Genomic DNA, 17,048 nt, shown 5'->3' on the forward strand with positions numbered 1-17,048 from the left:
GCGGCAGCGACGCCCGGTCCAGCGGCGCGCCGTCGGCGCCGCTCACGGCCCAGGGCGCCGCGCCGGGCGGCAGGGCCTTCATCTCGGCCAGCGAGCGCCCCAGCAGCCGCTCGGACGCCGGGTTGCCGTCCCGCACCCGCGCCCGCGTGTCGAACACCAGCACGCCTTCGGACAGCGCCGAGAAGGTGGAGCGCAGCCGCGCCTCGCCACGCGCCAGCTCGGCCAGGGCCAGGCCGCGCCCGTGCTCGCTGCGCACCAGCACGGCGCACACGGCGCCCAGCACCAGCCCGGCCAGCGCGAGGGTGAGGTTGAAGAGGGTGTCCATGCGCCGGCCCACCGCCTGCGCATGGCGTGCCACGGCGGCATCGAGCGCGGACAGTCGCGAGCGCATCTCGTGCAGCAACAGGCGCGAGCGCTGGCCGGCATCGGTGCCGCCGGCCAGCGTGTTCCAGCCGCGGCGCAGGGCGTCGATGGTGCCGTCGATCTCGCGCACGCGCGCCGATTCGCCGGTGGCGGCGCCCACTTGCCGCAGCGTGGCCTGTGCCTGCGTCAGCAGCGCCAGCCCGCGCGGGCGCTGCCAGGGCGATTCGGCCTCGCCGCCGAGTTGCAGGTGCAGGAAGGCCTCGTCGAGGTCGGTGGTGGCCTGCTTGAGCGCCAGCAGCGTGGCGGTGCTCTCTTCCAGGCGGACCTTCTGGACCAGGTGCGCCGTCGTGATGGCGCCGCCCGGCAGCAGCGCGGACAGCGCCAGCGCGACGATCCAGCGCCGGCGGGCGGGCAGCTCGCGCGGCCTGCGCGCGGCGGGGCATGGAAGCTCAGCGCTCGCCATCGCCGGCCCTGGGCACGTCGTCGGCCGAGAGGCCGAAGCGGCGCAGCATGGTGATATGAGCGGCGCTGCCGATGTAGCCGGACAGCGCCTCGTCCACCGCGCGCTGCAGCGCCTGGTCTTCCCGCCGCAGGGCCAGGGCGACCAGGCCGGGCTCGATGCCCGGACCGTCGGCCGGCACGGCGATCAGGCGCCCGCGGCTGGCGGCGGCCATCTGCGCCACCGTGGGCAGCGACAGCGCCAGGGCATCGGCGGTGCCGCTGCTCACGGCCGCGAGGCCGCTCTGGGCATCGGGCACGGGCGTGACCGCGCCGGGCGGCAGCGCCAGCGCCCGCAGCGCCGACTCCTCCGCCGAGCCCGCCAGCACCACCAAGCGCAGCCCGTCCGCGGCCTGCTGCGGCAGCCGCGCATAAGCGGCGAGCTTGCGCGGATTGCCGCGGGCAGTGAGCCAGCCCGGGCGCACGCGCAGCGTGGGCTGTGTGAAGCGCACCCGCTGCGCGCGCTGCGGGTTGACGAACATGCCCGCAGCCACGAGGTCGAAGCGCCGCGCCTCCAGCTCGTCGAGGAGCTGTTCGAAGTCGGTGAGCACCCATTGCGGCTGCAGGCCCAGGCGCCGGGCCACTTCGCGCGCGACTTCGGGCGACTCGCCGCTGACGGTGCCATCGGGCAGTACCAGCGCGTAGGGCGGCTCCACGGCGTAGCCCACGCGCAGGATGCCGGCCTTGCGTATCCGGCGCAGGGAGTCGTCCTCGGCGTGGGTGCGCAGCCACCAGGCGGCCCCGCCGCCAAGAGCGCCCAGGGCGGCGACGGTGGCAGCGGCGGCGACGCGGCGGTTCAGCTGGTTCCTGGACAAGGCAACGACTCCCTGGGGGCGGAGGGTGGTTCCCGCGGTCCGCTGTTTCGGGCAATCGGCACACCGCGGCGGGATATGAATCAGGGTTGACGCGGAGTGGCTGCGCCGGAACGGTCCGTGCCGACGCGACACTTTTCATGGGAGTGGACTCTCCTGACGCTTTTGAGAGAACAAGCGCTCAAGAAACCTGCCCATCTCCCCCCTGCCGCGCATGCAGCAGTTCCGTCATGGCGCCGGGATCCAGCGGCCTGCTGAAATAATAACCCTGCATGATATTGCACCCGGCATGCTTCAAGAAATCGACCTGTGCCGCGGTTTCCACGCCCTCGGCAATGACGCCCAGTTTGAGGCTTTGCGCCAAGGAAATGATGGCGCGCACGATGGCCGCGTTGTCCGCGTCCTGCAGTAGGTTGCGCACGAAGGACTGGTCGATCTTCAGCTCATTGATAGGAAATTTGCCGAGATAGCTCAGGCTGGAATAGCCAGTGCCGAAATCGTCGATCGCAATGTGCACACCCATGCGGATCAGATCCTGCATGGTCAGGATGGCGCGCTCCACGTCCTGCATTAGCATGCTTTCCGTGATCTCCATTTTCAGGCACTGGGCCGGCAACCCATGTTGCGACAGCGCGGAGCTGACGCGTTCCAGGATATTGCCCTCGCCAAATTGCCGGCTGGACACGTTGACCGCCACCACGAAGGAAGGAAATCCCGCCTTGCGCCAAAGCGCCGCCTGCCTGCAGGCCTCGTGCAAGACCCAATCCCCGATGGGCAAGATCAGTCCGGTGGCCTCGGCCACCGGGATGAATTGGGCAGGGGAGGTGTATCCCCGCTCCGGATGACGCCAGCGTATCAGGGCCTCCACGCCCGCCAACCGGTCGTCAGACAGCGAAACCAGGGGCTGATAATGCAGCTCCAGCTGGCCTCCCCTCAGTGCCGCCCGCAACTCGCGCTCCAGGTCGATCCGCTGCAGCACCAGGGAATTCATCCTGGCTTCATAAAACTCGATATGGCGTCCGCCGTGCGTCTGGGCTTCATGCAGCGCGATTTCGCTGTTCCCCAGCAGCGTGCCGGCATCAGTACCGTCCTTGGGATAATGGCTGATGCCCATGCTTGGCCGCAAATAATAAGGTGTACCGTCGGCGACGAAGGGCTGCGTGCAGGCGTCCGTGATGGCGCTTGAAATGGTGGTTGTCTCCATCAGCAGCGCATCATGGTCGTGCACGATCAGCAGAAATTCGTCTTCACCCAGGTGGCACAGCGTGGCATGGGCGCTCGCAGCCTGCAGACGTTTGGATATTTCAAGCACCAGTGCATCGCCCACCAGGTTGCCCAGGGTACTGTTGATGCGCCGGTATCCCTCGAAACCTACCGCCATGACGGCCAGCGGGTTGTTTCCCTGCCGTGCCAGCAAAATGGCTTGCTCCAGCAGTGCTTTTGCCAGCGTGCGGTTGGGCAATTGCGTCAGGACGCTGTGGGTGGCCTGGTGCTCCAGTTCCGCCTCGCGCTGGGTCAACTGCGCGATCAGCCTGGACAGGGCGCTGGCCAGCACGGCGACTTCGCGGTAGGTCCGCATGGAAGGGATCTTGGCCCTGGTATCGCCATGCTCGATGTTCTCCGCCACCCCGCTGATCACGAGCAGGGGCTTGGTGATCCGGCGCGCGGTGATCCAGCCGGCCAGCGCGAACAAAGCCGCCACGACCAGGCTCCAGAGCATCAATTGCCCCAGCAATTCGTAAATGGGGGCGTAGGCCAGTTCGATTCGCTGCCGTTCCAGAATGAACCAGTTGAGGCCGGGATAATTCCGGTAGCCGCCGCTGCGGCTGAAACCCGTCAAGTACGTGTTGCCATCGGGCCAGCGCGCCACCCAGTATCCGGCCTCGGCCTGTTCCAATGTCCGAGCCATGGAGGCCGGCAATTCATTGTCCTGCAGGTCGGACGGGCCCAGGAGCACGGCCTTGTTGCTGGCAACGATCATGAAATCGGATCGCTCGCGCCTGGGCATGCGCTCCGTCATCGACTTGATCCAGCGCCAGTCGATATGCGCGCCCAGCACGCCGACAATCTCTTTGCTCGACACCACGACCGGGGTGGCAATGTCCAGGAAACGCATCGGCTCAGGCCCGTCCACATAGAGTTTGTTTTCAAGCATCAGCGCGCGGTGTGGGTCGGAAACGTAATTTGCCTTGATGGCTTCGATATACCAGGAACGCTGGGAGACGTCCTCCCCTTCCAACAGCCCATCGCTGGCCGCCAATACCTTGCCGTCCCGCCCGGCGTATCCGATCCAGGCATAGCCTTCATGGAACTGCTTCAACGCATCCAGGTGCCGGCCCAGCGCTTCAGGCTCTCCGAGGACGTTTTGATCCACCAGCAGGCGGGCATGCAGGATGATGTTCTGGTATCTCTCGTACAGGGCGCGATCGATCTTGATGGAAAGCATCGAGGTGCGCTTCAGAAGCGTTTCGCTGATTTCCTTTTCTTCCTGTTTTCCGATGATGGATTTGGCGATGATCCACAGCACGCCCGCCGTCGCCAGGGTCAGCAGGATCGCCAGCACCGGGAGAAGGACCTGAAGGCTGACTTTCCTGTGCTTCGACACTGTGTTATCGGATTCTGAAGTCAGGGAGGCGTCCTTGAGCAATTTGCGGCAACCTTCCGTGAGAGACTTTCATCGTTGGCGCGATGTATATCCCGCGCGCAAAACCTGGGTGTGAGGCAGGGCTTGCCAAACCTGGCTGGGGTATGTTTGCACTAAAAGACAACCAAGTTGCCTTGGTTGCCGGCTGATGCGTGATTTGGACGGTGTTCGCTTTGGGTCCCTGCGAGGACCCAGTACCGGGCGGGATGGTGACGCGTCAGAAAGCGTTCCCGATTCATGAAAATCCTGGGATGGAGCCTGGGTTGTTGCTGGAGCTGCCCAGGATAATCCTGGGTAAATTTTTAAACCCACTTTCCTCATGTATGGCGGGGAATGCGAAATACGAAGCTCCCGGCGCCCGATGGCTTGAAATGGGCTCTGAGCAGGCCCGCCATGAAAACTCCGGCCCGTGCCTGCGGTCGTCAATACCTCGGACATCCGAGCGACATCACGCCGCGCAAACTTCCCTCACGCACCCGCGCAACCAGCGATGCGCCGGATCTCCGTCCATGCGCGGATGCCAGAGCAGGGACACGGTGATTTCCGGCAATTCCAGCGGCAGCGCGAAACGGAACATCCCGCTGCGCAGCCCGGCGGTATGCCGCTCCGGCACGCTGGCGATGAGGTCCGACGCCCGCGCCAGCGCCAGTGCCGCCGAGAAACCGCCGACCGTCGCGACGACGTCGCGCTTCAGGCCCAGTGGCGCCAGGGCCTCGTCGAAGGGGCCCTCGTCCCGTCCGCGCCGGGAGACGCCTACGTGCCGGCCGGCGGCGTAGCGCCCGGCCGTGATCTCGCCCTCCGCCAGCGGATGCCCCGCGCGCACCACGCCGACGAAGCGGTCGCGCAGCAGGGCCTGGGCGCGCAGCTCCGGGCCTGTCGCCTTGCCCACCACGCCGGTTTCGAGATCGACCGTGCCGTCGCGCATCAGCGTGCTGTCCTTGTCCAGCTTGGGCATGAAGCGCAGCCGCACGCCGGGCGCTTCCGCGGCCACGCGGGCGATGAGGGCGGGGCCGAAGGTTTCCACGAAACCGTCGCTGGTGCGCAGCGTGAAGCTGCGCGCGAGCTTGTGAAGCGCCGGCTGCCGCACGGGACGCAGTGCGGCCTCGGCGTCCTGCACCAGTTGGCGCACCCGCTCACGCAGCTCCAGGGCCCGAGGCGAGGGCACCAGGCCGCGCCCGGCACGGACCAGCAGCGGATCGCCCGTCGTCTCGCGCAGGCGCGCCAGCGAGCGGCTCATTGCCGACGGGCTCAGCCGCAGCCGCCGGGCGGCGCGCGCCACGCTGCCTTCGCTCAGCAGCACATCCAGGACGAGCAGCAGGTTCAGATCGGGCTTGGACATGGTGGGCATCGAGGGCAGCGTAGCCGCCATGGCATGGCGTCAGACGCACGAATGAAGTGCAAATGATGCGCCTTCCGCCATGGGTGGCCGGCTCCTATCGTTCCGGCACGGGCTCCACTTCGGATGCCTTTGGAAAGCTAAAGAGCCATGTCCAGACCATCAGCAAACCATGAGGCGGCGCCCGGCGCCGCGGGCGGGGCCGCCACCGTGCGTGGCGCGCTGGCCGGCCTGTCGCTGTGCATGCTGCTGCCCTCGCTGGGCACCAGCATCGCCAACGTCGCGCTGCCGGCCTTCGCCGACGTGTTCGCGGCGTCGTTCCAGCAGGTGCAGTGGATCGTGCTGGCCTACCTGCTGGCCAACACCACGCTGATCGTCAGCGTCGGCCGGCTCGGCGACGTGCTCGGCCGCCGCCGGCTGCTGCTGGCCGGGCTGCTGGTGTTCACGGCCGCCTCGGTACTGTGCGGCCTGGCCCCGACGTTGGCGCTGCTGCTGGCCGCCCGGGCGCTGCAGGGCATCGGCGCCGCCGCGCTGATGGCGCTCACGCTGTCCTTCGTGAACGGGACGGTGCCCAAGCGGGACGCCGGCAAGGCCATGGGCCTGCTCGGCACTACCTCCGCCATCGGCACCGCGCTGGGCCCCTCCCTCGGCGGCCTGCTGCTCGATGCCCTGGGCTGGCCGGCGCTCTTCCTCGTCAACGTGCCGCTGGGCCTGCTGGCGCTGTGGTTCATCCGGCGCTTCCTGCCGGCCGACGGCGCCGCGCCGCAGGCAGACCGGCCCCGCTTCGACCTGCCGGGCACGCTGCTGCTGGCAGCGACGCTGGGCGCCTATGCGCTGGCGATGACCACCGGGCGCGGCCGTTTCGGCCTGTTCAACGCGGCACTGCTGCTGGCCGCCGCGGCGGGGCTGGCGCTGTTCCTGTGGGTGGAGGCGGGGGCCGCGTCGCCGCTGATCCGCCCGGGTCTGTTGCGCGACCCGGTGCTGGGCGCGGGCCTGGCGATGAGCGCGCTCGTGTCCTCGGTGGTGATGGCGACGTTGGTGGTCGGGCCGTTCTACCTCGGCCGCGTGCTGGGCCTGGCCGCCGCCGGCGTGGGCCTGGTGCTGTCGGCCGGCCCGGCGGCGGCGGCACTGGTCGGCGTGCCGGCGGGGCGCCTGGTGGACCGCCACGGCGCCCGGCGCATGAGCCTCGCCGGCCTGGGCGGCATGGGCGCCGGCTGCCTGGCGCTGTCCCTGGTGCCTGCTGCCTGGGGCGTGGCTGGCTTCGTGCTGCCCGTCGTCGCCGTCACGGCCAGTTATGCGCTGTTCCAGGCTGCCAACAACACGGGCGTGATGGGCGAGGCGGGCGCGGAGCGGCGGGGCGTCGTCTCCGGGCTGCTGGGCCTGTCGCGCAACCTGGGGCTGATCACGGGCGCGTCGCTCATGGGCGGAGTCTTCGCCCTCGCGGCGGGGACGGTGGATTTCGCCGCGGCGCCCGCGGAGGCCGTGTCCGCCGGGTTGCGGGCGACCTTCCTGGCGGCGGCGGTGCTGGTGGGGTTGGCGCTGCTGATCGCGCTGGGGAGCCGGGCGCGGCGTGGCGCTGCGGCTCCTCAGGGCAGCGCATAAGGAAAGCGGAGAGGCTGGAGCCGCCGTGCCGTCAGCAGCGCCCCGAGCGCCGGCTGCGCGGCTGGAGCTTGTCCAGCTCGGCCAGCTGCTGCTTCAGCAGGATCATCAGCGTGCGCGCGTGCTCCACGGGCAGGCGCAGGACGCTGGTGGCCGACTCCTCGTCGCGCACCGGGCGCTGCAGTACTGCGGCGTCCACGCCCAGCTCGATCAGGCCCTTGTCGTGCTTCGCCGACTTCAGCCGCTGTACTTCAATGTCGTAGGTCTTCACGCGTGTGTTCCCGCAATCAAGGCAAGGCCCGGATTGTCGGGGGACGCGGCTGCGCAACCAGCGCTCATGCCCGCCGCGGCGGCTCTTCCCGCTCCGGCACGTCGTCGTCCTCCTCGTCCCGGAGCTCGCGGCCCCAGGGGTCCCGCAGCGCCAGCACGGTGATGAGGACGGTCAGGAGAAAGATCAGCCAGTACAGCGGGTCCCATTCGTCCATCAGGCGGCTCGTACGAGGGATAGCCTGGTGGCCGGCGGCGCCGGCGCGGCGACAAGCGGGTGGCGGCAGTGGGGCATGCGACGGGGGGCGCCCAGGGCGGACGCGGCGGGATGTCGGGTCTGCCATCCACCATAGGAGCCCCGCGCGGCCGAGTGAACGACGCGATGCGCCCAAGCTCATGCGCCAGGCGCATGAGCCATGAAGATGCTGGTGCAACCATCCATGCGGCGCAGTTGCATAGCCGAAAACTTCATTTGTCAGCGCCTGCTCGCCGCGGGTACGGTGCCGCCGGAAGGAGCCGCCATGAGCCTGCAACGCAAGAGCAAGTACCCGATCGATTCCCTGTTCACCTGTCGCTGGTCGCCCCGCGCCTTCACGGGCGAACCCATCGACGACACCACGCTGATGAGCTTCTTCGAAGCCGCGCGCTGGGCGCCGTCGAGCTTCAACGCGCAGCCGTGGCGCTTCATCTATGCCCGGCGCGACACGCCGGCGTGGGCGCCGCTGCATGACGCGCTCAACGAGTTCAACCGCAGCTGGGCGCACCGGGCCTCGGCGCTGGTGGTGGTGCTGTCGCGCACGAGCTGGACGCCGCCCGGGAAGACGCAGCCGCAGCCCATTCCCACGCATTCCTTTGACACCGGCGCGGCCTGGGCGAGCCTGGCCTTCCAGGCCACGCTCAAGGGCTGGCACGCGCACGCCATGGGCGGCTTCGACCGCGAGCAGCTGCGCCAGGCGCTGGGCATCCCGGACGACCACGCCATCGAGGCCATGGTGGCCATCGGCTGGCGCAGCGACGAGCCGGTGCTGCCCGAGGCGCTGCAAGCGCGCGAGGTGATGAGCCAACGGCTGCCACTGGAGCAGGTGGTGGTGGAAGGGCGCTTCGGCTTCGGCGGCGTGGCGGCACCGGCACCGGTGCCGGTGCCGAGCGCGCAGCCGGTGGGGGAGCCGGACAAGGCGCCAGCCTGAGGTTTAGCCTCGCCGGCCGGTAAAGCGTTTCCCCGCCTGCGCGGTGCCGGCATCCCGGGCCTGAATGCGTACAATAAGCTGTACATGTACGGAGGCTATCAGCATGGATGCCATCACTTACACCGCGGCTCGCGCGAATTTGGCGAGCACCATGGACCGGGTTTGCGACGACCACGAGCCGGTCATCATCACCCGCAACGGACAGCAATCCGTCGTCATGCTGTCGCTGGAGGATTTCAAGGCGTTGGAGGAGACGGCCTATCTGCTTCGCAGCCCGGCAAATGCGAAGCGCCTTCTGGCCGCAATGGAGCAGCTTGAGGCGGGCAAGGGCGCGGAGCGGAAATTGATCGAATGAAGTTGATTTTTGCGGACGCAGCCTGGGAGGACTACCTTTTCTGGCAGAAGCAGGACAGGCGCATGGTGGAGCGCATCAACAGGCTGATAAAGGAAACGCAGCGTTTTCCGTTCGAGGGCGTGGGAAAGCCGGAGCCGCTCAAGCACGCCTTGTCGGGTTACTGGTCGCGCCGTATTACCGAAGAGCATCGCATGGTGTACAGGGTCGAGGAAGACGCCTTGCTGATTGCCCAATTGCGCTACCACTACTGATCACTTGAATTTGATGCCTGCATGGGCGCGTGGCGCGGTGGACTGCAAGAAATGAGCGACATGTGCAGGCGGAGCGGAGTTGCCGCAGCATGTCGCTTCCATGAAAGCGGCAACTGCCCTTGCAGTGCGGGCCAGTGTTTTTTAATCGTCAGTAATGATCTGCCCCGCCACGTTGTCCACCACCACGGGGCTTTCGAAGTAGGTGACGACCGGTTCGGTGCCGTATTTTTCCCGGACGAACGTGCGCCAGGATTCCGTGTACAGCGCTTCCGCGTCGGCTCTGGAAATCCAGAAGTAGATGCCGCCTGCCGTCCGCCCGTCCTCGGAAAGCACATAGGTCTTGCGCAGCAGGCCCGGCACTTCACGGTATTTGGGCGCGGTACTCTGGAAGATACTGCGCGCCTCCTCCAGGGTAATGGGTTTGAGCAGGGTAAAGGTCGTGAGGGTGGTAATCATCTTCACCTCCTGTTGGGCTGCGTGGACGATGGTGTCCCAGGGCCAGCTTACAGGCACCTATCGCGGCTTTCGCAGTCGAAGTCGAAAAAACACGCAAGGCTTGCCGGCAGGACCGGGCCGTCATGCATCTCTGGGCGCGAACATGATGATGCCCATGCCTGCCAAGGCCACGAGTGTTCCTACCAAATCCCAGCGCGTAGGCTGAATGCCGTCAACGAGCCAGAGCCAGAGAATGGCCACGAAGATATAGACGCCCCCATAGGCCGCATAAACGCGGCCCGCGGCCGTGGGATGCAGCGACAGCAGCCATGCGAACGAGGCCAGGCTCAATGCAGCGGGAAACAGCAGCCAGGCGCTCTTGCCCTGCTTGAGCCAGAGATAAGGGAGATAACAGCCCACGATCTCGGCAACGGCCGTGATCAGGAAAAGGAAGAGGGTTCTGATCTCAAACATGGCGGGCGGCCGCGCCTTTCTGGTACGTGAAGTTCGGCCTGAATGATAACCAGGCTGGGGAAGGCTGCCGCCGGCCGATCAATGAAACGGTGTCCTATTTACCGGGCACACTTTTTATGAAGGTCATAATTCGTCCCGTTCCAGCGCCAGATGGGGAAGCAGTTGCCGGGGCCACCAATTTCGATATCAGGGTAGCCCAGGTGCTTCGTCTTGAGCACCATGGGCTCGCCGGGGAAGCCGAATTGGGATTTCCATTTTCCATTCTTGCCCTTGATGTACAGGTCCATGTGTACGCCGGTCATGCCAAAGCAGGAGCTGTAGCGCTTGGTAAAAACCTCGGGCTGGCCATCGCCGTTGAGATCGGTGACCTCTGCCTCGTACTCGACGGTCGAATTGCAATTCTGGTCGAACTGTTTTCCCTTGAGCGCCTTGAACCGGCCGCCGGTCGCTTCAGCGACGACCCGGGCCGCGGCAGCGGAATCGGCCGGTGCGGCGGCCAGGAGCGGCGAGTGCAATATGGCAAGCGCAACAAGGGCCGCCATTGGATGGAACCGGTGCATATGGGCCTCCTGCGATAGCTCGTTGGACCGCGCGCACGTCAAGCCCGTGCGCCAAGCGCTCGGGTCAGGCGTCGCCTGACGGACGAGTTCGGGTGTCTCGGGAAGTTGGCTGCATTTGCAACCATCATTCCGGACTTGCGGTCCGTGGGCAATACGGAATGAGCCGCTCTCATTCCAGGGGCACCAACTTGCGCTAGACCGTCAGAAAAGTAGCGGCTGGAGACAAACAACGCACTTGCGGCCAAATATCAGGCTGTGGCACGCGTCTGGGATTGGCGGCGAGTATTTCCAAACGCGAAATCAAGGCTGCCGTGCGCGGGCAACTTCGCGCACGGCGTCATTCAATCCAGCGCCTTCGCCTCCACCGGCTGCCCCATTCCCACCGCCATCCGGTTCCACGCGTTGATCTGCGCGATGGTCCAGTTCAGCTCCACGATTTCCTGCTCGCTGAAATGCGGCTTGAGCGCCTCGAAGGCGGCGTCGCGGTCGGCGTAGGGATCGGTGAGCCGGGTCATGAGCTCGGCCCAGTGCAGCGCGGCGCGTTCGCGCTCGCTGTAGAAGGGCGCCTCGCGCCACGTGACCAGGCTGTTCAACCGCTGCCAGCTCTCGCCGTGCTCGCGCAGCGAGCGGGCGTGCATGTCCACGCAGAACGCGCAGCCGTTGAGCTGGGAGACGCGGCTCTGGACCAGCTCGATCAATGCCGTTCCCAGCGTGGAATTCGCGGTGCTCGCGCTTACCGCAGCCATCGCCTGGTAGGTCTTGGGGGCGAGACGGGTCCAGGGCAGTCGGGCTTGGTGCATGGTGCTTCCTTGATCAAAAAGTTGGGATGCACCTTCAAGACGACCCAGGCGGCGCGCTTGTGACAGCCGCATCACGCGCCCACGCCGCCGCGATGCGCGCCAGCTTGTCCGGGTTGCGCTGCGCGTGGATGCGCACGATGCGCTGCCCGTCGGTCTCCACCGCCTGCACCGACTCCAGCTGCCCGTCCACCCAGCGCAGCAGGCCCCATTCGCCATTGACCACGGCGATCTCCCACCGCACCGCCGGCCCGTGGCGCAGGTGCGTGGCGAGGTAGAGCTGCGCGATGCGCCGTCCGCCCTCCAGCACCCTGCCGAAGCTGGGCACCTTGCCGCCGCCATCGCCGATCAGCTCGGCGTCCTCGGCCAGCAGCGCGTGCAGGCCGGCGAAGTCGCCGCGCGAGGAGGCCTCGATGAAACCCTGCAGCAGCCGCCGCTGCGTCTCGGCCGGCACGGCGTGGCGCTTGCGCGCGTCGCGCAGCTGTGACTTGGCCCGGCTCACGATCTGGCGGCAGGCCTCCTCGCTCTTGTCCAGCACGCGCGCCACCTCGGCGTAGTCGGCCTCGAACACCTCCCGCAGCAGGAAGGCCGCGCGCGCCTCCGGTCCCAGCCGCTCCAGCAGCGTAAGAAAGGCGACGGACAGGTCGTCCGCCTTCTCCAGCAGCTGCTCCGGCGTGACGGGCGAGTCCTCCACCAGCGGCTCGGGCAGCCAGAAGCCTACGTACTGCTCGCGCTGCGCCTTGGCCGCACGCAGCCGGTCGATGGACAGCCGCGTGGTCACGGTGACGAGCCAGGCTTCGGAGCTGTCCAGCGCCGCGGTGTCGGCCTCGTGCCAGCGCAGCCAGGCGTCCTGCACCACCTCCTCGGCCTCGGCGCGGGAGCCGAGCATCCGGTAGGCGATGCCGTGCAGGCGCGGACGCAGCCGCGCGAAGGTGTGGGTGGAGTGGTCCATGAGGTCCAGACGAACGAGGCGGGCGGTTTGTGACGGCTTTCTGCCGCGGCGTGAGGCCAGGGCCGCGCCGGGGGCCTCAGCCCCGCGCCTGCCGCATCAGGCGCCGCATGGGGTCCAGCGAGCGCGTCACGTCGTCGTCGGTGGTGGCCCAGGAGCTGACGCTGATGCGCATGGCCGTGTGCCCCTGCCAGACGGTGATGCCGCACCAGCACGTCCCCTCGGCCTGCAGCGCGGCCACCACGCGGCGCGTGGTGTCGTCGTCGCCGAAGCTCACCAGCACCTGGTTGAGCACGACCTCGTTGAGCACGGTGGCGCCGGCCTCGCGCAGCTCGTGCGCGAAGCGCCGCGCGTGGCGGCAGCAGCGCTGCACCAGCCCGGCCAGGCCGCTACGGCCCAGCGTGTGCAGCGCCGCCCACACGTCCACGCCGCGCGCCCGGCGCGAGAGCTCGGGCGTGTAGTCCGACGGATTGCGCTGCTCGCTCTCGGCGGGCAGGTACACCGCGGAGACCGACATCGCCGCCCGCAGCGCCGCGCCGTCGCGCACGAAGGCGATGCCGCTGTCGTAGGGCACGTTGAGCCACTTGTGCGCGTCGGTGGCCCAGGAGTCGGCCTGCTCCACGCCGTCCGCGAGCGGACGCAGCGCGTCGCTGGCGCGCGCCCACAGCCCGAAGGCGCCGTCCACGTGCACCCAGGCGCCCTGGGCCTGGGCGGCGGGGATCAGCTCGGCGAAGGGGTCGAAGGCGCCGGTGTTCACGTTGCCGGCCTGCAGGCAGACGATGGCCGGGCCGCTGATGCGCGGCAGCGCGTCGGCCCGCACGCGCCCTTGGCCGTCCACCGGCAGCCGCAGCACGCGCCGGCGGCCCAGCCCCACCAGGCCCAGCGCCTTCAGCACGGTCGGGTGTACCTCCTCGCTGACCAGCACGGTGATGGGCGGCGCGCCGCACAGCCCGTCGGCTTCGACGTCCCAGCCGGCGCGCTCCAGCACGGCGTGGCGCGCGGCGGCCAGCGCCGAGAAGTTGGCCATGGTGGCGCCGGTGACGAAGGCGCCCGCGGCGCCGGGCGGCAGCGCCAGCGCCTGCAGCAGCCAACGCAGCGCCACCTGCTCGATCGCGGCGGTGGCGGGCGCGGGGCCGTGGTGGGCCGAGTTCTGGTCCCAGGCCGTGGCGAGCCAGTTGCTGGCCACCGTCACCGGCAGCGCGCCGCCGGTGACGAAGCCGAAGAAGCGCCCGGCGGCCGCCGCCATCGTGGCCGGCGAGCCCAGCTCGTCGAGGCGCTGCAACGTCTCCTCGGCCGGCCGCGGCGCATCGGGCCAGGGCTGGTCGAAGCCCGCCAGCGCGGCGACCGCCTCCTCGGACGGCACCACGCGGCGCGAGGGCAGGTCTTCCAGGTACGCGACGGCGCGGGCGGCGGCGTCTTCCAGCAGTTCTCTCATGGCGGCCTACGGAGCGGAATGAATGGTGCGGGGACGGTAAGCGTGGCATTGGCGCCTTGCAATGCGCCCGAAACTGCAGCGTCCCAGGGCCGACCTGCCGCCCCCGGCGCCTCACGCCGCCAGGTTGCCGCGCGCGGCCTGGGCTGCGTGCCGGCGCCGCGCGGCGCCCAGCACAGCCAGGCCGGCCAGCGCCAGGAGCGCGGTAGCGGGCTCGGGCACGGGCGTGGCGATGAAGTAGGCGAACTCGCCCGTCTCCAGCAGCGTGCCCTGGCCCAGGATCTGGCCGCGGTCGTTCATCGCCAGCGCGCCCTGCAGCGCCCACTGCGCCGCCTGCTCATCTGGCACCAGGTCGGCCAGCATGCCGTACTCGCCGTCACGGTAGAGGGCGATGGCCGACACCGGCTCCTCGGTGTACGTGCGCACGGAGCCCACCACCCAGCCCTTCTCGTTGATGTGCCCGCCGAGGAACTCGAACTCGTCGTCGCCGAGCCGCGTGATCGTGCCGCCGCTGTACAGGTACGAGAAGAAGTCGTTGTTGTCCCCGGGCAGGTCGATGGTTTCGACGACGTTGACCAGCGCCTGCCCCGCGTTGTTGAGGTCCACGGCATAGACCCGGGTGAGGAAGCTGGGCGGTGGCAGATCCGGCGGCATGGGCAGCGCAGTGGCGCGTCCGTCGCGGTAGAGGAACGGATGGATGTCACCGCTGCCGTCACCGACACCGAAGTAGCCCAGCACGTCGCCACGGTCGTTGAGAACGCGGGCTTCTATGCCTTCGGCGCTTGCCCCCAGCCCGCTGACGTCCAGGAAGCGGCTGGTGCGGCCGTCCGAGAGGAAGGGTAAGCCAATGCCGTCGGCCGGCTGGCTGTAACCCAGTACCTGGCCTGCCTCGTTGATGTCGAGTCCGCTGGAGAGAACAGCGGCGCCTGGCGGGCGCAACACCTCGCTCATGCGCCCGTTGCGGTAGACGAAGGCGCGCGGGATGCCGTCGGCGCCGAACGCATAGCCGGTCACCTCGCCGCGCTGGTTGAGGCCCATGGCCTGGCTGTTCGCACCGCCCAGGGTGCCCAGTCTCTGCACGGTGCCGCCGCTGTAGAGGAAAGCCTCTTCGGCCCCCGTGCCGTGGTCATCGAGGTAGCCGGCGACCTGGCCCGCGTTGTTGAGCAGGCTGGGCCGGTAGAAAACGCCCTCCGGCGGCGCGGCGAAGCTCTCGATGCGGTACTGCGGCAGCGCCGCCTGGGTCGCGGGCAGGGCGCCCACGCTCAGCACCAGCGCCGCCAGGGCGGGGATCAGAGTCTTCATCTCAAGGCCTCCATCGTCCAACGATGCGAACGCGGCCTTGCCGGACCTGCCCCCATCCGCAACGAAACCATCTCGGCCCGAACGGGGCTGGCCGCGGTACCGGGCGCCGGCACCGCCGCCGGCGACAGCGCAAGCTACGGCCCGGCTCTCGGATACAGGCGTTGTCGGAGGTAAGCGGCGGCTCGAATCGCTAACGCTAACGCTGCCGCGGTGCGGCCGATGGATCGCCAGACCGGCGACGGCGCGGGGGCGGGAAGCTTGGGTTGGAGCCATGGAGGCCGCATACGCCCTGAGCCGGCCTGCCTTCACGAAGGCCGAAGGCAGGCTTCAGCAATCGCAGATTGTGGAAGCCGTGCTCAACGTTCACGCTGTGCGCCCCTGGCGTTGCCCTCCAGCATGGATCTTCCATAACGACCGATTCTTCCCTCCTGCGCTGTCCCGGCCAGGGGCGGGACCAAGCCCAAGGGCGTGCAAAGTGATTGACTGCGCTGGCTTCTGATGACTGAAACAACCCTCGTCACACCCGCGGAGGCGGGTGTCCACGAACACCGGGCGGCGTGCCGATGACGCATACCCCGGCGCGGCAGCCCGGCGCGCTGGCGTCGCTGTTCATCACGCTGGCGATGCAGTCGCTGGCCTCCGCCGCTGTCATCGCGCCCACCGTGGTGGCGCCGAGGCTGCTGGCGCGCATGGGCCTGCCGCCGGCGGCCGTGGGCGTCTACATGGCGCTGGTGTACCTGGGCGCCATGTTCGCCAGCGTGCTGGGCATGCACGTCATCGCGTTGCACGGCGCCATCCGCACCAGCCAGTGGGCGCTGGGGCTGTGCGCGCTCGGCCTGGCGCTGGTCGCCACGGCGTATTTGCCGCTGGCGCTGGCCGGCGCGCTGGTGCTGGGCCTGGGCTATGGGCCGATGACGCCGGCCAGCTCGCACATCCTGGCGCGTACCACGCCGGCGCACCGCATGGGCATGGTGTTCTCGGTCAAGCAGACCGGGGTGCCGCTGGGCGGCGTGATCGCCGGGCTGGTAGTGCCATCGCTGGCGCTGGCCGCCGGCGGGCAGGCCGCCGCGCTGGCGGTGGTGGCGCTGGCCACGGCCTTGTGCGCGTGGCCGGCGCAGCGCCTGCGCGCGACGCTGGACGTGGAGCTGTCGCGCGGCGGCGGCTGGCCCAGCCTGGGCGCGCTGCTGCAACCGGTGCGCGTGGTGTGGCGCTCGCCGCGGCTGCGCACGCTGGCGCTGTGCTCCTTCATCTTCTCGGCGGTGCAGGTGTGCCTGACGGCCTACTTGGTGAGCTTCCTGACGGGGCAGTTGCACTGGACGCTGGTGGCGGCCGGCGCGGCGCTGTCTGCCTCGCAAACCGCAGGCGTGGTGGGCCGGGTGCTGTGGGGCTGGGTGGCGGACAACGGGCCGGGGGCGCGGCTCACGCTCATCGGCCTGTGCGCGCTGATGATCGGCTGTGGCCTGTGCATGCGGCTGTTCGGCCCGGCCACGCCGGCCCTTGTGGTGCTGGGCGTGCTGCTGGTCTATGGCGCCACGGCGCTGGGCTGGAACGGCGTGTACCTGGCCGCGGTGGCGCGGCTGGCCGGGCCGGCGCAGGCCGGCATGGCGACCGGCGGCACGCTGGCCTTCACGTACTTCGGCGTGGTGGTGACGCCGCCGCTGTTCGGCCTGATCGCCAGCCGGCAGGCCGATTTCGGCTTGGCCTACGCGCTCAGCGCCGTACCGCTGGCGCTGTGCCTGGGCGCGATGTGGCGGGCGTGGCCGCCGGAAAAGCGCGCCCCCTGAAAC

The 17,048-nt window shown here is 68.7% G+C and carries 18 protein-coding genes; 5 read left to right on the top strand and 13 right to left on the bottom strand.

The window, feature by feature from the left end; all coding sequences use genetic code 11:
- The 4 genes from Q0741_RS04985 to Q0741_RS05000 all read right to left on the bottom strand — a co-directional run.
- The coding region (locus tag Q0741_RS04985; RefSeq protein WP_298232090.1) for a PAS domain-containing protein at positions 1 to 826 on the bottom strand (826 nt) is incomplete at its 3' end.
- Positions 813 to 1,676: a transporter substrate-binding domain-containing protein gene (locus Q0741_RS04990; RefSeq protein ID WP_298232091.1), complete on the bottom strand. Its 864-nt coding sequence runs from the start codon at positions 1,674 to 1,676 to the stop codon at positions 813 to 815. The genes Q0741_RS04985 and Q0741_RS04990, both read right to left, overlap by 14 nt.
- A gap of 178 nt (positions 1,677 to 1,854) precedes the next feature.
- The gene (locus Q0741_RS04995; RefSeq protein WP_298232092.1) at positions 1,855 to 4,236 is read right to left on the bottom strand and encodes an EAL domain-containing protein; all 2,382 of its coding nucleotides are present in this window, start codon (positions 4,234 to 4,236) and stop codon (positions 1,855 to 1,857) included.
- A gap of 529 nt (positions 4,237 to 4,765) precedes the next feature.
- The gene (locus tag Q0741_RS05000; protein ID WP_298232116.1) at positions 4,766 to 5,656 is read right to left on the bottom strand and encodes a LysR family transcriptional regulator; all 891 of its coding nucleotides are present in this window, start codon (positions 5,654 to 5,656) and stop codon (positions 4,766 to 4,768) included.
- 147 nt (positions 5,657 to 5,803) lie between these two features.
- On the opposite strand from Q0741_RS05000, the gene Q0741_RS05005 reads away from it, so the two are divergent.
- The gene (locus Q0741_RS05005; protein WP_298232093.1) at positions 5,804 to 7,255 is read left to right on the top strand and encodes an MFS transporter; all 1,452 of its coding nucleotides are present in this window, start codon (positions 5,804 to 5,806) and stop codon (positions 7,253 to 7,255) included.
- Positions 7,256 to 7,286: 31 nt separating this feature from the next.
- On the opposite strand, the gene Q0741_RS05010 is transcribed toward Q0741_RS05005, so the two are convergent.
- Together Q0741_RS05010 and Q0741_RS05015 are read right to left on the bottom strand one after the other, a co-directional pair.
- Positions 7,287 to 7,523 carry a hypothetical protein gene (locus Q0741_RS05010; RefSeq protein WP_298232094.1) on the bottom strand — a complete coding sequence of 79 codons (237 nt, stop codon included), beginning with the start codon at positions 7,521 to 7,523 and terminating at the stop codon, positions 7,287 to 7,289.
- 64 nt (positions 7,524 to 7,587) lie between these two features.
- The gene (locus Q0741_RS05015; RefSeq protein ID WP_298232095.1) at positions 7,588 to 7,737 is read right to left on the bottom strand and encodes a hypothetical protein; all 150 of its coding nucleotides are present in this window, start codon (positions 7,735 to 7,737) and stop codon (positions 7,588 to 7,590) included.
- Positions 7,738 to 8,040: 303 nt separating this feature from the next.
- Between Q0741_RS05015 and Q0741_RS05020 the strand changes: the two genes are divergently transcribed.
- The 3 genes from Q0741_RS05020 (at position 8,041) to Q0741_RS05030 (ending at position 9,312) form a co-directional block, all read left to right on the top strand.
- The gene (locus tag Q0741_RS05020) at positions 8,041 to 8,706 is read left to right on the top strand and encodes a nitroreductase family protein (RefSeq protein WP_298232096.1); all 666 of its coding nucleotides are present in this window, start codon (positions 8,041 to 8,043) and stop codon (positions 8,704 to 8,706) included.
- Positions 8,707 to 8,809: 103 nt separating this feature from the next.
- Complete coding sequence (locus tag Q0741_RS05025) at positions 8,810 to 9,061, top strand: type II toxin-antitoxin system Phd/YefM family antitoxin (protein ID WP_298232097.1); 252 nt, start codon at positions 8,810 to 8,812, stop codon at positions 9,059 to 9,061.
- Positions 9,058 to 9,312: a Txe/YoeB family addiction module toxin gene (locus tag Q0741_RS05030; protein WP_298232098.1), complete on the top strand. Its 255-nt coding sequence runs from the start codon at positions 9,058 to 9,060 to the stop codon at positions 9,310 to 9,312. Before Q0741_RS05025 ends, Q0741_RS05030 begins: the two co-directional genes overlap by 4 nt.
- 141 nt (positions 9,313 to 9,453) lie before the next feature.
- On the opposite strand, the gene Q0741_RS05035 is transcribed toward Q0741_RS05030, so the two are convergent.
- From Q0741_RS05035 to Q0741_RS05065, 7 genes are all read right to left on the bottom strand, one after another.
- Positions 9,454 to 9,768, bottom strand: coding sequence for a YdhR family protein (locus Q0741_RS05035; protein WP_298232099.1), 315 nt, complete (start codon positions 9,766 to 9,768; stop codon positions 9,454 to 9,456).
- 120 nt (positions 9,769 to 9,888) lie between these two features.
- On the bottom strand, positions 9,889 to 10,221 hold the full coding sequence (locus Q0741_RS05040) for a YnfA family protein (protein ID WP_298232100.1): 333 nt from the start codon (positions 10,219 to 10,221) through the stop codon (positions 9,889 to 9,891).
- 98 nt (positions 10,222 to 10,319) lie between these two features.
- Complete coding sequence (locus tag Q0741_RS05045) at positions 10,320 to 10,781, bottom strand: hypothetical protein (protein WP_298232101.1); 462 nt, start codon at positions 10,779 to 10,781, stop codon at positions 10,320 to 10,322.
- A 341-nt stretch (positions 10,782 to 11,122) separates the two neighbouring features.
- On the bottom strand, positions 11,123 to 11,581 hold the full coding sequence (locus Q0741_RS05050) for a carboxymuconolactone decarboxylase family protein (protein ID WP_298232102.1): 459 nt from the start codon (positions 11,579 to 11,581) through the stop codon (positions 11,123 to 11,125).
- 34 nt (positions 11,582 to 11,615) lie between these two features.
- A complete protein-coding gene (locus tag Q0741_RS05055; RefSeq protein ID WP_298232103.1) occupies positions 11,616 to 12,530 on the bottom strand; it encodes an RNA polymerase sigma-70 factor in 915 nt (304 codons plus the stop codon).
- 76 nt (positions 12,531 to 12,606) lie between these two features.
- On the bottom strand, positions 12,607 to 13,962 hold the full coding sequence (locus Q0741_RS05060; RefSeq protein ID WP_298232104.1) for a pyridoxal-dependent decarboxylase: 1,356 nt from the start codon (positions 13,960 to 13,962) through the stop codon (positions 12,607 to 12,609).
- 111 nt (positions 13,963 to 14,073) lie between these two features.
- Positions 14,074 to 15,261, bottom strand: coding sequence for a PEP-CTERM sorting domain-containing protein (locus tag Q0741_RS05065; protein WP_298232105.1), 1,188 nt, complete (start codon positions 15,259 to 15,261; stop codon positions 14,074 to 14,076).
- A gap of 563 nt (positions 15,262 to 15,824) precedes the next feature.
- Between Q0741_RS05065 and Q0741_RS05070 the strand changes: the two genes are divergently transcribed.
- Positions 15,825 to 17,045, top strand: a complete 1,221-nt coding sequence (locus Q0741_RS05070) for an MFS transporter (protein WP_298232106.1) — start codon at positions 15,825 to 15,827, stop codon at positions 17,043 to 17,045.
- The last annotated feature ends 3 nt before the right edge of the window (positions 17,046 to 17,048 follow it).

It is taken from the genome of uncultured Azohydromonas sp. (assembly GCF_937926365.1).
GTDB lineage: Bacteria > Pseudomonadota > Gammaproteobacteria > Burkholderiales > Burkholderiaceae_C > Azohydromonas.